General features: G+C 29.1%; 13 protein-coding genes. 12 read left to right on the top strand and 1 reads right to left on the bottom strand.

Features of this window, described 5'->3' with window-relative positions; translation table 11 throughout:
• The first annotated feature begins 14 nt into the window (after positions 1–14).
• From recG to ACTG46_RS14065, 12 genes are all read left to right on the top strand, one after another.
• Entirely contained in the window at positions 15–2072 is a 2058-nt protein-coding gene (recG, locus tag ACTG46_RS14120) for an ATP-dependent DNA helicase RecG (RefSeq protein WP_161803442.1), read from the top strand.
• A 58-nt stretch (positions 2073–2130) separates the two neighbouring features.
• Positions 2131–2685, top strand: coding sequence for a 16S rRNA (guanine(966)-N(2))-methyltransferase RsmD (gene rsmD / locus ACTG46_RS14115; RefSeq protein WP_054271147.1), 555 nt, complete (start codon positions 2131–2133; stop codon positions 2683–2685).
• Between the two features lies 1 nt (position 2686).
• Positions 2687–3184, top strand: a complete 498-nt coding sequence (gene coaD / locus ACTG46_RS14110) for a pantetheine-phosphate adenylyltransferase (RefSeq protein ID WP_054271146.1) — start codon at positions 2687–2689, stop codon at positions 3182–3184.
• 3 nt (positions 3185–3187) lie between these two features.
• Positions 3188–3712, top strand: a complete 525-nt coding sequence (locus ACTG46_RS14105; protein ID WP_054271145.1) for a hypothetical protein — start codon at positions 3188–3190, stop codon at positions 3710–3712.
• A gap of 181 nt (positions 3713–3893) precedes the next feature.
• Positions 3894–5813, top strand: coding sequence for a BglG family transcription antiterminator (locus tag ACTG46_RS14100; RefSeq protein ID WP_054271144.1), 1920 nt, complete (start codon positions 3894–3896; stop codon positions 5811–5813).
• A 12-nt stretch (positions 5814–5825) separates the two neighbouring features.
• Positions 5826–6104 (top strand): PTS sugar transporter subunit IIB, encoded by a 279-nt coding sequence (locus ACTG46_RS14095; RefSeq protein ID WP_054271143.1) that lies wholly within the window; start codon positions 5826–5828, stop codon positions 6102–6104.
• A 133-nt stretch (positions 6105–6237) separates the two neighbouring features.
• Positions 6238–7497 (top strand): PTS ascorbate transporter subunit IIC, encoded by a 1260-nt coding sequence (locus tag ACTG46_RS14090; protein WP_479923034.1) that lies wholly within the window; start codon positions 6238–6240, stop codon positions 7495–7497.
• Between the two features lie 2 nt (positions 7498–7499).
• Entirely contained in the window at positions 7500–8240 is a 741-nt protein-coding gene (locus ACTG46_RS14085; protein ID WP_054277243.1) for an SIS domain-containing protein, read from the top strand.
• A 306-nt stretch (positions 8241–8546) separates the two neighbouring features.
• Positions 8547–9839: an ABC transporter substrate-binding protein gene (locus tag ACTG46_RS14080; protein WP_161803382.1), complete on the top strand. Its 1293-nt coding sequence runs from the start codon at positions 8547–8549 to the stop codon at positions 9837–9839.
• A gap of 95 nt (positions 9840–9934) precedes the next feature.
• Positions 9935–10852, top strand: coding sequence for a carbohydrate ABC transporter permease (locus ACTG46_RS14075; protein ID WP_054271140.1), 918 nt, complete (start codon positions 9935–9937; stop codon positions 10850–10852).
• 15 nt (positions 10853–10867) lie between these two features.
• A complete protein-coding gene (locus ACTG46_RS14070) occupies positions 10868–11677 on the top strand; it encodes a carbohydrate ABC transporter permease (RefSeq protein WP_054271139.1) in 810 nt (269 codons plus the stop codon).
• Between the two features lie 55 nt (positions 11678–11732).
• A complete protein-coding gene (locus tag ACTG46_RS14065; protein ID WP_479923033.1) occupies positions 11733–13481 on the top strand; it encodes a DUF4091 domain-containing protein in 1749 nt (582 codons plus the stop codon).
• Positions 13482–13667: 186 nt separating this feature from the next.
• Here the strand turns inward: ACTG46_RS14065 and ACTG46_RS14060 are convergent, their stop codons facing one another.
• On the bottom strand, positions 13668–15296 hold the full coding sequence (locus ACTG46_RS14060; protein WP_167641160.1) for an IS1182 family transposase: 1629 nt from the start codon (positions 15294–15296) through the stop codon (positions 13668–13670).
• Positions 15297–15529: the final 233 nt, after the last annotated feature.

Raw genomic sequence — 15529 nt, 5'->3', positions numbered from 1 at the left:
AGGTGATATATTTGTTGGATTTATATAAAGATGTTCAATATGTTAAGGGGATAGGACCTAAAAAAGCTGATAAGCTGAACAAATTGGGAATATTTACTTTAAAAGACTTATTGTATTATTTTCCAAGACAGTTTGAAGATAGAAATAATCTAAAAAAAATAGCACAATTAGAGGATGATGAGAAAGTTACAATAAAAGCAGTCATATCAAGTATAAATACGTTTAGTCCAAAAGAAGGTATGACATTGACAAAAATTGATGTAAAAGATGAGACTGGTTCAGCTAAATTGGTGTTTTTTAACAAGAGTTATATAAAAAATACATTTCGTCCAGGTGATTCAATATTAGTTTTTGGTAAGGTTAAGAAAAAATTTAATAATTTAGAGCTTACATCATGTGAGTTAGAGTATCTTACTAATTCACCTAAGAATACGTGTAGATTTATGCCTGTGTACCAGCTTACATATGGTGTTACAAATAAAGAAATTATGAGTATAATTAGAACAGTACTTGAAGATAAAGAACTAATCATACAAGAATATATGCCAAAGAGAATTATAGAGAAGTATAGACTATGTAATATAGATTTTGCAGTTAGAAATATACATTCTCCAAGCAATAAAGAATCATTAAAAATAGCTTTATATAGAATTGTATTTGAAGAATTACTTATACTACAACTTGGATTATTTGTATTTAAAAGTGGAAGAAATAAAGAAGATGGAATAAAATTTGAAATAAGTAAAGATTTAAAAAACATAATAAGTTCTTTACCATTTAAATTGACTAAAGCTCAAAATCGAGCATTGGATGAAATTATACAAGATATGGATTCGGATAAAATAATGAATAGGTTAGTTCAAGGTGATGTAGGGAGTGGTAAGACAGTAGTAGCCCTTTTGGCACTTGCAAATTGCGTTTTAAATGGATATCAAGGCGCTTTGATGGCACCTACAGAGATATTAGCAGGACAACACTATATTTCTCTTACTGAATCTCTGAAAGATTTTGGAATAAATGTAGGCTTATTAATAGGTAGCCTTACAAAAAAACAAAAGGATACAGTATTAGAACAAATCAAAAATAATGAAATTGATATATTGATAGGAACACATGCACTAATAGAAGACAAGGTTGAATTTAACAATATTGGTTTAGTTATAACAGATGAGCAACATAGATTTGGTGTTATGCAAAGAAGTAAGCTTTCAATGAAAGGTGCAAATCCAGATATATTAGTAATGACAGCTACACCAATACCTCGAACTTTAGCACTTATACTTTATGGAGATTTAGATATTTCTATTATAGATGAACTTCCACCAGGGAGACAACCAATAGAAACACTTGCTATCGAAAAGAATAAAAGAGATAGAGCCTATAATAACCTTGTAAGAAGAGAGGTTGAAGCAGGCAGACAGGTATATATTGTATGTCCTTTGGTAGAAGAAAGTGAAGCCATAGAAGCTAAATCAGCTGTTGAACTTGTAGAGGAATTAAGAGCTGAATATTTCCAAGATTTAAGGCTTGGGTTGCTTCATGGTAAAATGAAGTCAAGTGAAAAAGACGAAGTAATGGGTCGTTTTAAAAATAAAGAAATAGATATTTTAGTATCAACAACAGTTATAGAAGTTGGTGTCAATGTGCCAAATGCAACACTAATGATAATAGAAAATGCAGAGAGATTTGGACTTGCACAATTACATCAGCTTAGAGGACGAGTTGGGAGAGGAAGTCATAAATCGTATTGTGTACTAATTTATGATTCTAAAACAGAGGTATGCAGACAACGAATGGCTATAATGGAAGAGACAAATGATGGTTTTAAGATTTCAGAGAAGGATTTAGAAATAAGAGGGCCTGGCGAGTTTTTTGGAACAAGGCAACATGGACTTCCAGAACTCAAAGTAGCAAACTTGTTTAAACATATAAAAATATTAAAGTTAGCTCAACAAGAAGCTAGATATATATTAGGTGAAGATAATAATCTACAATTGAAAGAAAATATGCCACTTAAAAAAGAAATTATAGATAAATTTAAAGATACATTGAAAGAAATTTCATTAAATTAATTTTAGATTATGTTAAAATATTATTAATGTAATAATGTGCTGAAGGGAGATTGTCATATTGAGAGTAATTTCAGGAAAAGCGAGAGGATTAAAACTAAATACTCCAAAAAATGAAGATGTAAGGCCAACTACAGATAGAGTAAAAGAATCTCTATTTAATATAATAAATTCATATATAATGGAAAGTGAAGTTCTGGATTTATTTGCTGGGACGGGTTCTTTAGGAATAGAGTGTTTATCTAGAGGAGCCAAGGCATGTACTTTTGTAGATATCAGTAAGGAAAGCATAGATATTGTTAAGTCTAATATAAAAAAGGCAAGAGTTGAAAATGAAAGCATTATTTTAAACCTAGATTTTAAAACTGCTGTAGACAAGCTTAAATCACAAAATAGTAAATTTGACATAATTTTTATGGACCCTCCATATTATAAAAATATGTTTATAGAAGCTATTGAAAAAATTGATAATTCTAATCTGTTGAATGAAGATGGAATAATAGTTGTAGAACATGATACTAATGATTTGTTTCCAGACAAAATATGTAAATTAGAAAAAACTAGAGATAAGAAATATGGAAATACTACATTAACTTTTTATAAGATGGAGGCATAATATGGAAAATAAACCTAGAAAAGCTATATTTGCAGGAAGCTTTGACCCAATTACTAATGGACATTTAGATATTATTTGCAGGGCTTCTAAGTTATTTGACGAATTACAAATAGGAGTATTAAATAATCCTAATAAAAAAGGTCTATTTAGCTTTGATGAGAGAGTAAAGCTTATAGAAAAAAGTACAAGCCATTTAAATAATATAAAAGTTGTAACTTTTGATGGTTTATTAATAAATTACTGTCAGGAAAATGGGATTGGAGCGCTAGTTAGAGGTGTGAGAAGTGGTGCTGATGTTGATTATGAACTTCAAATGGCTCATATGAATAGAGAACTTAATCCAAATATAGAGACTATAATTTTACCAAGCTGTACAAAATACTCATTTATAAGCTCATCTTTGATAAAAGAGGTTTTGCTCTTTGATGCTGATATAAAAAATTTGGTTCCAAAGATTGTTTTGGAAGAATTAAAGAAAAAAACTACTGGGGGTAATTGATATATGAAGATAGATTTAGAAATGATTGAACTATTTGATCAATTAGAGGAGATATTCAGAAGTGCCTCTACGATTCCTTTCTCACATAAATGTACGGTAGATAAAGACGAAGTTTTAGCCATAATTAACGACATAAGAACTTTGATACCAGAGGAAGTGACGCAAGCAGTATGGATTAATAGAGAAAGAAATAAAATAATAAGCCAAGCTAAGCAAGATGCTGCAAATATAGTTGAACAAGCAAAAAAAGAAGCTGAAAGAATACAACAAGAGTATCATGAGAATATAGAAGAGTTAAAGAAAAATTCTGAAGATGTGGTAAAAGCATATGTAGAATCAAGTGAACCTGTTGTTCAAGCAGACCAAAGAGCTAAGGAGATAGTTGAGAGAGCTGAAAGAATAGCAAATGAGATAAGAATTGGGTCAATTGAATATGCAGAAGATGTGCTTTCTAGTGTTGAGTATAATCTGAAAGAAATATTAGAAGAAGTAAAAAGAGATAAGAATGAACTTAGACCTAAAAAGTAAATTTTAAATGAATAAAGTGGGGCTATCATACAAATAATTTTAAATGATTTGTGATAGCTCTTTTTTATTATAGAAATTCTTTTAGATTAGAGTTAAAATGTGCAAAATTATAAAACCATGTGCAATTATTTGGTATGGAATTATATATAGAAAATATAGATAATAAAATTAAGGAGGTAGTATGAAAGAAAGGGCTAAAAAAATATTAGGTTTTATTATTAAAAATAATAATGTAACATCACAAGAATTACAAGAAAAGTTTAATGTATCAAAGAGAACTATTTATTATGATATCTTAGCTATAAATGAACAACTAGGAAAAAATGGTAATATAAAAAATGTAAAACACAAATTTACATTTGAAGGTAACTTAGTTAATGCAAGAAAAATAATTTCAACTGAAGAAGATAAGTTTTTGGATAGTGACTATAGAAGAACTTTTATATTAAACAAAATATTACTTGGTGAAAAGATATCTATAGAAAAACTAACAAATGAAATGTTACTTTCAAAAAATACAGTAGTGCAGACAATAACTGATGTAAAAAAATACCTTCAGACAATGGGATTGAAACTAGAATATAATGGAAAATACAAAATTATAGGTGATGAATATGCTATTAGAGAACTATTTTTATTACTTACACAAGAAAATGTACTAGAAATTAATTGTATAAGTGAGGAAGTCACTAAATTTGATACAAAAGGATGTATAAATCTTACAGATTATTCTTTATTAAATCTAACTAAGTTTACAGAATTTGTAAATAAAAGGATAAGAGATGGGAAAACATTATACTCATATAAATACCTAAATGAAGCTAAAAAAATTAGTTACTTTAATAATTGTAAAGACCTTCTATGTGAAGAAGCAAATGAAAATGAACAGGCTTATGTATGTACTTATGTAAGTTCACTACCTAGTTTAAATAGTGAAATTAAGGGAGATGTTGTTGAAGAATATGTAGATAAACTTATAGACAAGTTTGAAGTGAATACAGCAATAAAATTAGAAAGTAAGCATGAATTTAAGAAAAACATTTTAAGACATCTACATTCTTCTTACAACAGAATAAGATTTAAGTTCCCTATTAGCAACCCCATGCTAGATGAAACTAAGTATAAACATGAGTCACTTTATAAAATTATAAAATCAATTATAGAGAATGAAGAAGAGTTTCCTATATTTGAGGGCATAAGGGAAGAGGAAATAGGGTTTATAGCAGCATACTTTGGTGGATACCTAAGAGGGTCTAGAGATAATGGTCTAAGAAGAAATAAAGTCTTATTAGTTTGTCCTAATGGTCTTATGGTATCGAAAAGTTTGGAAATACAGCTATACAAATATATACCAACTATAGAAATAGTTGGGATAGTGTCTATTAAGCAACTGAAAGAAGTAAAAGTATACTACGATTACATAATTACGACTATCGATATACAAGATGTAAGTAATGTAATAGTTGTAAATCCTCTTTTAACAGCATCAGATATTCAATTACTTATGAATAAACTCATAAGTGTAAAGGAAAATGATAAATATTTCAATCTTGAACTAATAATGCAAGTTATAAGAAAAAATGGAGTTATTAATAATGAAGAAGCACTAAAGTCTGATTTATTAAACATAATACACAAGATAGATGAAGGAGAGATGTATCAACCAATGTTAAAGGAATTAATTAATGAAGAAAGAGTTAACATAGTAAGTAGTGTTAAAGATTGGAAAGAGGCAATAAAAATAGCCTCAGAACCCTTATTAGAAGATAATTCTATAGAAGAGTTATATGTAGAGAATATGATAAAATCAGTTGAAAAATATGGACCTTATATTGTTTTAGCTGACAGATTTGCTCTACCACATGCAAGTTCTAAAGAGGGAGTAAACAAGCTAGCGATGTCTTTACTTATAGTAGAAGAAGAAGTTGACTTATTAGGAAAGCCAGTAAACATATTCATGGTACTGGCTGCTATAGATAATACTACTCACATTAGAGCATTAGCATCACTATCAGAGATGATGTATGAAGAAGAAAATATAAAGTTAATAATTAATAGCAATAAAAGTTCAATACTAGAGCTTATAAATAAACAAAATTAGGAGGACTGAAAAATGAAGATATTAGCAGTATGCGGATTTGGTGTAGGTTCATCAATGGTGTTAAAAATGACAATACAAAAAGTTTTAAAGCAGTTAGATATAGAAGGTGAAGTAGAAAATACAGATATAAACTCAGCTAGAGGAACAGATTGTGACTGTATATTTACAAGTCAAGAATTATTAAATGAATTAAAAGGAACTTGCAATGTGCCAGTATATCCAGTTAAGAAGTATATGGATTTATCAGAAGTTAAAGAAGTTGTTCAAACTTTTTTAAATGATAAGAAATAGTATAAATTTTTAAAAATAAATTTAAGATAAGTAAAATAGAATAAAAGATTACTAAAACTGAAAATAGTAAGAGGGAGAGGAGGAATTTAGTGGTACAAAACTTAAACAGTTGACCTATCACTAAAAAAATATAATGCTTGATTTTATTTCAAATAATATTTTACGTAATCCATCTATGCTAATTGGATTAATAGCAGCATTTGGTCTTATATTGCAGAAAAAGAAAGCATCAGATGTCATAAAGGGGGCATTACTTGCAGCTTTCGGAATCATAATCATGGAGACTGGAACAGGCATGTTAGTCAGTTCAATAGCACCAATTAATGGAGCTTTCCAGAGTATAAGTGGTGGTGCAGTAACAAAAGGTTTAAGTGATGTCACTTTTACTGCAAGTTATGGGGGGATTATAGGTTTAGCCATGTTTGTAGGTCTGGCTCTTCACTTAATGATAGCGAGGTTTACACCTATTAAGACTATTTTTTTAACAGGTCACATGCTTTACTGGTTCCCATTTATATTTGTAGCATCAGGAGTTGAAGCGGGATTAAGTGGTGGAGTATTAATAGCCTTTGCAGCAGTATTATCAGCACTTTACTGGTCAATAATGCCTTGGTTATTAAGAAAGTATGTATTTGATGTTATTGGAGACGAGTCATTTACACTAGGACATCCATCAGGTTGTCTAGCGCTTATATCAGGATTTGTTGCTAAGTTAGTAGGAAATAAAGAAAAGTCTACAGAAGATATAAACATACCTCAAAGTATATCATTCTTTAGAGAAATATCTATAAGTGGAGGAATGGCAGTATTTCTAATGTTTATAGTTGTTGGAATAGTGATACCAGATGCGTTTAAAGATGCTAATGAATTTATTGGAACATATGCAATAAAACAAGGTCTTTCTTTTGGGGCAGGTCTTATAATAATGCTTCATGGTGTAAGAATGTTAATAAATCAAATAATGCCTGCATTCCAAGGTATATCAGAAAAAGTTGTGCCAAATGCGCTACCAGCTTTTGACTGTCCAATATTATTTAATTATAAGCCAAATGCTGTATTAATAGGATTTTTAGTTGCCATGTTAACATCTACAGCTATGATTTTAATATGTAACTACTTTAATGTATTTAATATGTTACTTATACCACTTGTTATAACTTCATTCTTTGAGTGTGGAGCAGCAGCTGTAATAGGAGAATCACAAGGAGGCATACGTGGAGCTATAATAGGTACAGCTGTAGCTGCAATATTTATGGTAGTTTTAGTAGGAGTATCTGCTGTAATTTACTCAGGTACTATTCAAAACTGGATACTAATATTTGGTGGTAATGACCTTTCTTTATTTGGCATAATCAGTAAATTTATGGGGTCATTATTTGGAGGAGTATTATAGACATGGAATTTAAATACATAAGTGAGATAAAGAGATTAATCGATATAATAGAAAATGAAGAAAAAGCCAATATGGAAAGAGCAGTGGAAATCCTTGTTAAAGCAATAGAAAACAAGAAAGCAATATTTTCTTTTGGAGCTTCACATGCAGGAATACTAACAGAAGAATTATTCTACAGAGCAGGTGGTTGTGTTCTTATAAATCCAGTATTTGCGAAATCTTTGATGTTAGATACAGCACCTATAACCCACACTAGCAAGATGGAAAGGTTAGAAGGATATGGTTCAGCCTTAGCTGATAAGACTCCAATTAAAGAAGGAGATGTAGTTATAATTCACTCAGTATCTGGTAGAAATCCAGTAAGTATAGAATTTGCTATAGAGGCTAAAAAAAGAAATGCAATAGTAATATGCATAACCAATTTAAGTTACTCAAAGAGTGTATCATCAAGACATTCTTTAGGGAAAAATCTTTATGAAGTATGTGATTTGGTAATAGATAATCATGGTCAAAAGGGAGATGCTTGTGTAGAAATAGATGGTCTAAATCAAAAAGTTAGCCCAACTTCTACTGTAATTGCAACTACTGTTATGAATTCTATTATAGCTCAAATTACTCAAGAACTAGTTAACAGAGGATTAAAGAATCCACCAATTTTTTATAGTGCAAATATAGATGGTGGAGATGAATTAAATAAGAAGATTTTTGAAGAGTATAAAAATGTAATTCACTACGAATATTAAGGTGAAGGATATGTTTTAATAAATTCTAAAGTATTATAACAATATAAATAAGTAGTATAAAATAAAGAGGATATCTCAAAATAGAGATAAGCCTCTTTTTAATTGTTGAAATGATGAAAATATATTTGATTTTGTACAAGAAAGAGTCCTCATGAACTAAAAAGCTCATTTTGGGAAACGTTGTCATAGAAAAAAACTATAATAAAAAAAAGTGCATAGAAAAAACTGATTAGACAATAAATACACGCTTTGATAATATTTTAAATGGAATAAAATATGTAGAATTATAATGAAAAATAAAATAAGATGGAGGGAATAAAATTGGGTATGTTGAAAAAATTATGTTCACTAGCTATGGTGGCAATTATGACTACAACTCTTATAACAGGGTGTTCAAGCGGGAATGGAAAAGATTCAAAAAAGGATGGAGAAAAAGAAAAGTTAGTTCTTTGGATGCCACCAGTAGAAGATAATATGAAGGAAGTTTGGGACCCTATTTTAGATAAATTTGAGGAAAAAAATAACTGCGAAGTAGATTTACAGATAATTCCTTGGGACAATTATTCTGAAAAATTTGCAACAGCTATAAGTGCTGATGAAGGTCCAGATGTGGGATATATGTATGCAGAAATGTATCCACAATTTATACAAAGTGGCGCAGTAGAAGATTTAACTAACTACGCAACTAAAGAAGACAAAGAACAATCTATTTATATAAAGACATCTGAAATGATGGGTGGAATGTATGGAATGCCATTCCAAGCAGCAAATCCAGGTGTACTGTACTATAACAAAGATATCTTAGAAAAAATAGGAGAAAAACCTCCTAAAACATGGGAAGATTTTAAAAGAATCTGTAAAAAAGCAACACAAGATACTGATGGTGATGGAAAGATAGACCAATGGGGATTGGCTCAAGGATGGGGAGCTAAAACTTTTGGTAATTTAAATTGGAACTGGTACCCTTACTTGTGGCAAGCTGGTGGGGATATATATAATGATGATTTAAAATCAGTTAAGTTTAATAATAAAAATGGTTTAGATGCAGCAAATTTCTTAAAAGAATTACAAGCATATGTACCTGAAGATTCTTTATCTAAAGATAGTAATGAAATAATAGAAAGTGTATTTGGTCCAGGAAAAGCAGCATTTACAGTAATGCTATCTTCTGCTGCAACAAGTGTATTTGATAAATCATTCCCAGACTTAAATTGGGGATTTGTAACTGGATTAGAAGATAAGAAAGCTGCGACTTTTGGAGCAGTAGACCATTTATCTCTAATGTCATCAGCAAAAAACAAAGAACTTGCATACAAACTAATACAACATATGTTAAGTGTTGAATCGATGACAGAATTCCATAAAGCAATACCAAGAGCACCAATAACAAAAGGTGAACCATATCAAGGTGATGAAAGATTTAAAGAAATGGTTGAAAATGACAAAGATATATATAGACCATTGGTTGTAGGTCCTCATGGTGTTGAAATATATGAATATTTATGGAAAGAACTTCAAACAATGATTTCAGGAGATAAAACTCCAAAACAAGCATTGGATGATGCTGCAAAATATTCAAATGATTTATTAGCACAATAAAAGTTTACAGCTGTAAGACGTTTTATAGTATCTTGCAGATTAAAATTAGCATTGTATCATAGTACAATGCTAATATTTATATTGGAGAGGATAAAATGGAAAACTTAGTTAGAGATTTTGAAGGAAATTCAAAAAAGAAAAGAATAAGATTGAATATTAAACCATATATCTATATATTGCCATTAGGTATAATTTTAGTGGCATTTTATGTGATACCAATAATAATGTCAATATATTTTAGCTTTACAAAGTATAACATTATTAGTCCAGCTACATTTATAGGTTTAGAAAACTATAAAAAGTTGTTTACAGATGAAACACTAAAAGTATCTATTATAAATACAATTAAATTTACTATTGTTGTAGTACCATGTCAGACTATTTTATCATTGGTTTTGGCGGTTTGGATTACTGGGAAGGGAAATAGTAAAATAGCTTCATTTGCTAAAGGTGCAATATTTATACCAGTATTATCATCTATGGTTTTGATAGGTATGGTATGGAGAGCTTTATTAAATGGTGAAGGTTCAATTGTATATCAAGTATTAGGTGTTTTTGGCATAGAGTCTTCCAAACTTTTAGGAGACAGTAAGACCGCACTACCTACACTTATGTTTATATCTATGTGGAAAAATATAGGGTATTTTATGGTGATTTACATTTCGGGAATAATGAATTTACCAAAACATTGTTATGAAGTGGCAAAGGTTGATGGAGCTACAAAACTTCAAGAATTTATGAAAATAACAGTTCCTTTATTGAAGCCAACGACAATAATGGTTGTGTTTTTAGGAACTATATGGTCACTACAGGTATTTGACTTAATCTATACTGTGACTGGTGGAGGACCAGGGATATCTACTATGAGTATAGTTATGCATGCTTTTAACTTGAACTTTAAAAATTTTAATTCTGGATATGCAATGACTGTAGCAAATGTATTATTCTTGTTGATAGCTGTAGTCTCAATTTTGCAGAATAAATTTGTAAGACGAGATAGTTCAGATATTTAGAAAGGTAGGTACAAAATGAAAGCAACAAGAAGATTATTGAGTGACGGTTTGTTATTATTTATAGCATGTGTAAGCTTGGTACCTTTTATATATATGTTGATAATATCTTTAAAGGTAACATATAATTCATATAATTTAGATATATCTTTTTCAACAGTGACACTACAAAATTATATAGATATATTTACTAAGAAAGGATTTACACAATACTTTTTAAATACAGCGATAGTATCTTTTTCAGGTGTAATATTAAACTTAGTATTTAGTACACTAGCAGGATATTCTTTTGCAAAGATGGATTTTAAAGGTAGTGATAAGTTATTTTTATTTATGATAATGACTTTAATTATACCATCTCAAGTTACAATGATACCACTTTATATAATAATGAAACATTTAGGCTGGATAAACAGTTACCTTGCACTTATTATGCCAATACCAACTGCATTTGGTGTATTTATAATGAGACAAGCTATTTTAGGAGTACCAAAAGAGCTATTAGAGTCAGCAAAAATAGATGGTTGTTCGGACCTTAGGATTTTAATACAAATAGTGCTTCCTCTAATTAAACCAGCATTAATTACATTAGCAATATTTACTTTTATGGGAGCATGGAATGAATTTATGTGGCCTCTTATAGCCACAACTAAAGATACAATGAGAACATTAACAGTTGGATTATCAACTCTTAAGACATTCCAGATAACAAACTATGGACAAATGATGGCAGGTGCAACAATAACATTTTTACCTCCATTTATTTTCTATTTGATTTTACAGAGTAAATTTGTAGAAGGTGTATCTCTGTCAGGAATAAAGGGTTAGATATTTTAATTTAAAATATAAAATAGAATTATGTAGATGTGGAGGAGTTTAAAATATGGAGATTTCATATGTATTGAAGGATTGTACATTTAAACACAATAAATATTCAGTTATAGAAGCTGATACTTGGGAACCTAAAGATTTAGATATTGTAGTAGCTAAGGGGGAGAAGTTTGCTTTTCAAATTATGCTAAAAGCGACAGAAGAATTTAATTGTACGATTGATGGAAGTAGTACTATATCATGGAAAGGTCTTGGAAATAGAGTAAGACTTAAGTTAAATGTACCTAATGAATTAGAAAATGATTTTAGTATCAATATAATGGGATATGTTCAAGATGATACAAAAGCATTTGTAAATGATGCTATTTTGAGAGATAAAGATGTATTAGTAGAACAACATTTACCTCAAATGTTTTGGATTGAAGGTCAAGTACCTGAGGACTTTACAGAAAATAACTTTAATATAGGTATTGATGTATTCAAAAGCTTTGGATATGAAGATGAAGAAAAAGTTTGTACTATTGATGTACCTGTAGAAGTAAAAAATGTTGTATTAAAATCTTTAGATGAAAGCAGATTCTTTTTGGATTTATGGCAACATCCAAGTTGTTTAGCCAGAATGTATAAGGTTGAATTATGGTCTGATGTCCATTTTGAAATAATTGATAACTATTTAAAAGAACTAGCTTCTTTAGGAGAAAAAGTTGCAACTGTGATAGTTTCTGATTATCCATGGGCAGGGCAAAGTTGTTATAAAGTTTATAAAAATCCATCAAACTTATATGAATACAATATGGTGAGTGTTTCAAAAGGTATAGATGGAAAGATTAAATGTAATTTTGAAAGTATGGACAGGTATATAAATATAGCTAATAAGCATAAAATGGCTCAGGAAATAGATTTATTTGGTTTGTTGGGCAATTGGTGTGCTGGTGAGTTTGGAAACCCTATAGAAGGCTATAAAGACCCAATAAGAGTAAGATATTATGATGAAAATGATAAGGTATTTAAGTTTATAAATAATACAGGAGATTTAAAAGAATATATAGGATTAGTTTTAAATCACTTAATAGAATGTGGGTTATGGGATAGAGTTAGAGTGATAGCTGATGAACCAAATAATCCAGAAGTAGTAAAAGAGTGTATCGAGTTTATAAACTCTACTGTAGATGAATATAAAGTTAAGTACAAATCAGCAACACATGACCAAAATTTCTTAGATAGAGCTAAAGATGAAGTTGATGATATGTCAATAAACTTAAAACTTACTATTCAAAATTACAAAGATATAGACAAGTTAAAGAAAAAGGTTAATGATAAGGGTGGAATATTAACTTGGTTTGTATGCTGTTTTCCAGAGAAGCCAAATAGTTTTATAAGTTCTCCTTTTGTGGAAAATAGAATAATAGGATGGTATACTTATTATTTTGGTCTTGATGGATTTTTAAGATGGGATTACAATTTATGGACGGAAGACCCTTGGAGGGATGCAAGTTACAAATTCCCTATTTGGAAGGCTGGAGATATGTTCTTTGTTTATCCTGGAAAAGATTTAAAGCCAGTTAGAAGTGTTAGAATGGAGAATTTAAGATTTGGAATACAAGATTTTGAATTATTTACTATGTTGGAAAAAGATAAGGGAAGAGAATATATAGAAGTTGAACTTATGCAAGAACTATTAAATAAAAAAGAAAATGCTGAGATTAAAGGTTTTGGAAACATAGAACTAGGATATTCACTTGATAATTTTGGATATGATAAAGTTAAAAAACAAGTGTTAGATTTATTAGATAAATTGTAAAAAAATAAAAGGGGCTGTCGCATGGGCAAATTAAATTTGTTCTGTGAGAGCTCTTTTTACTTATCTTAATAGGTATATTTTTAATTATTTTATATATAGTTTATTTTCTAAGTAAAATTATGCATGACAAATATAAGGTATAAAAATACCATTTTTTCAGATAATATTTGATTATAAATAATAAATTTAGAATGCTTTTTTTAAAGTATGAAGATATATTCCACATTTATTTTTTACTATTTTATTGTGTAGCCTAGAAATGTTATGAGCTATCGCTACAATAATACACTCTGATAGAACATTTTCTTTACCTCGGCTTAAAAATCTTCTAAATTTCATATTTTGTTTTACTTGAGCGAAAGCTCCTTCTGCTTGTATACTTCTATTCACTCTAAGTTCACACCCCTCCGGGCTCATAATTCTATTTAAGTTTTCTTTCCTTTTTTCATGAAACAACTTAGATACTTGTAAGTTTTTAGTCCTATTTTCAAGAGAAATCTTACTATTACTTCTCTTAATGCAACTACTTTTATATTGACAATCATGACATTCTTCACAAGTGTAACAAGTTATTTCGCTTTTATAACCTGTTTTTGACTTTCTATTTATTATTTTATTAGCAAGTAGTTTTTTATTGTTTTTACAAATATAATAATCATTTTTTTCATCATAATCCATGTTATCAATATGTCCAATATTATTTTTATATTTTCTAGTTTTACTAATTTCATAATTTGCAGGTTTTATGAAAGATAATTGATTATTACACTCTAAAAATGTATAGTTTTCCTCACTTTCATACCCAGAATCAGCAACTATTTTAGGATATTTGAATTTTGCATAGTCCTCAATCGATTTTAAAAACGGTATTAATGTTGTCGTATCAGTAGGTTGATGTCCTGAACTTACCCAAACTATATATTCTGAATCTACACCAAATTGTATATTATATGCTGGTTTCAATTGTCCATTTTTCATATGGTCTTCTTTCATTCTCATGAAAGTTGCGTCATTATCTGTTTTAGAATAACTATTCCGTTCACCCATTATATGAAGGTCTTTAGTATACTTTTTCAATCTATCAATATAATTATTTAATTGCTCTATAGATTTTTGAACCATAGATTTTTTCTTTCCTTTTCCATGAACAAATGTTATATTTAATTCTTTTGATATTTTTTTTAGTTTCTTTAAAAGTTTCTTCAAATGGTAGATTTTTATTTTATCTTTATAAATTACTTTAATACCAAAATCAGTTTCACATTTTAATATGAAGTCAGATATATTACTCATCATTTTAGCTATATTTTTATTTATAGCTTTTTTCCAAACAAAAGTATATCTATTTGCAGATGACTCTATTTTTGTGCCATCAATAAATAGAGTGTCCATTGAAATCTCCTTACTATCTCCAAGAAAGTTTGTAAACTGTGCAATCAAAGTTTTGCTTATTGGTGAAAAATGAATACTACGGAATCTTGCAATTGTTGAATGGTCTGGAGGTGAGGCTCCGCCTAGAAGATACATAAAGTTAATATCTCTTTTGCATGCTTTCTCTATTTCTCTTGAAGAATAAATACAGTTCATGTTTGCATATATTATAATTTTCAAAAGTTGTCTAGGGGTTACTTTATTTACTCTAACTCGAGAATAAGTCTTATATAATTTTTCTAAATTCATCTCCTCAATAATTTGACTTAATAACCTTACAGAATCATCTTTTGGAATCATGTAATCAATATTTAGTGGTAACTTAAATTGATAATTATCACCATAAGTAGTATAATCAGTTTGTATAGTATTTTGTTTTAGCATACAATTATTATACAGGAATCCCAAGCTCTTTTGAACTTGGGATTTATTTTTTTATACAAAAAAGGGCGTAGCACTATTTTATAGTGCGACAGCCCCTTTTTTTAGATGTATCAAGTATTTTTAAATTATAATCAATGTAAAGTTTATAAATGAGAATAATTATATATAACATGATGCAATTTAATTTGTTATAATAAAGATTGCATAATATTATGTAGAAAATAATATTGTTA

It is taken from the genome of Clostridioides sp. LIBA-7678 (genome assembly GCF_056716065.1).
The sequence above is the reverse complement of the archived record's forward strand: the minus strand, read 5'-3'. Positions and strand labels throughout refer to the sequence as shown.

Excerpts from the sequence above, each read along its gene's own strand:
- coaD (WP_054271146.1), top strand. The coding sequence starts at position 2,687 with ATGGAAAATAAACCTAGAAAAGCTATATTTGCAGGAAGCTTTGACCCA.
- ACTG46_RS14105 (WP_054271145.1), top strand. The coding sequence starts at position 3,188 with ATGAAGATAGATTTAGAAATGATTGAACTATTTGATCAATTAGAGGAG.
- ACTG46_RS14100 (WP_054271144.1), top strand. The coding sequence starts at position 3,894 with ATGAAAGAAAGGGCTAAAAAAATATTAGGTTTTATTATTAAAAATAAT.
- ACTG46_RS14095 (WP_054271143.1), top strand. The coding sequence starts at position 5,826 with ATGAAGATATTAGCAGTATGCGGATTTGGTGTAGGTTCATCAATGGTG.
- ACTG46_RS14090 (WP_479923034.1), top strand. The coding sequence starts at position 6,238 with ATGCTTGATTTTATTTCAAATAATATTTTACGTAATCCATCTATGCTA.
- ACTG46_RS14085 (WP_054277243.1), top strand. The coding sequence starts at position 7,500 with ATGGAATTTAAATACATAAGTGAGATAAAGAGATTAATCGATATAATA.
- ACTG46_RS14080 (WP_161803382.1), top strand. The coding sequence starts at position 8,547 with ATGGAGGGAATAAAATTGGGTATGTTGAAAAAATTATGTTCACTAGCT.
- ACTG46_RS14075 (WP_054271140.1), top strand. The coding sequence starts at position 9,935 with ATGGAAAACTTAGTTAGAGATTTTGAAGGAAATTCAAAAAAGAAAAGA.
- ACTG46_RS14070 (WP_054271139.1), top strand. The coding sequence starts at position 10,868 with ATGAAAGCAACAAGAAGATTATTGAGTGACGGTTTGTTATTATTTATA.
- ACTG46_RS14065 (WP_479923033.1), top strand. The coding sequence starts at position 11,733 with ATGGAGATTTCATATGTATTGAAGGATTGTACATTTAAACACAATAAA.
- ACTG46_RS14060 (WP_167641160.1), bottom strand. The coding sequence starts at position 15,296 with ATGCTAAAACAAAATACTATACAAACTGATTATACTACTTATGGTGAT.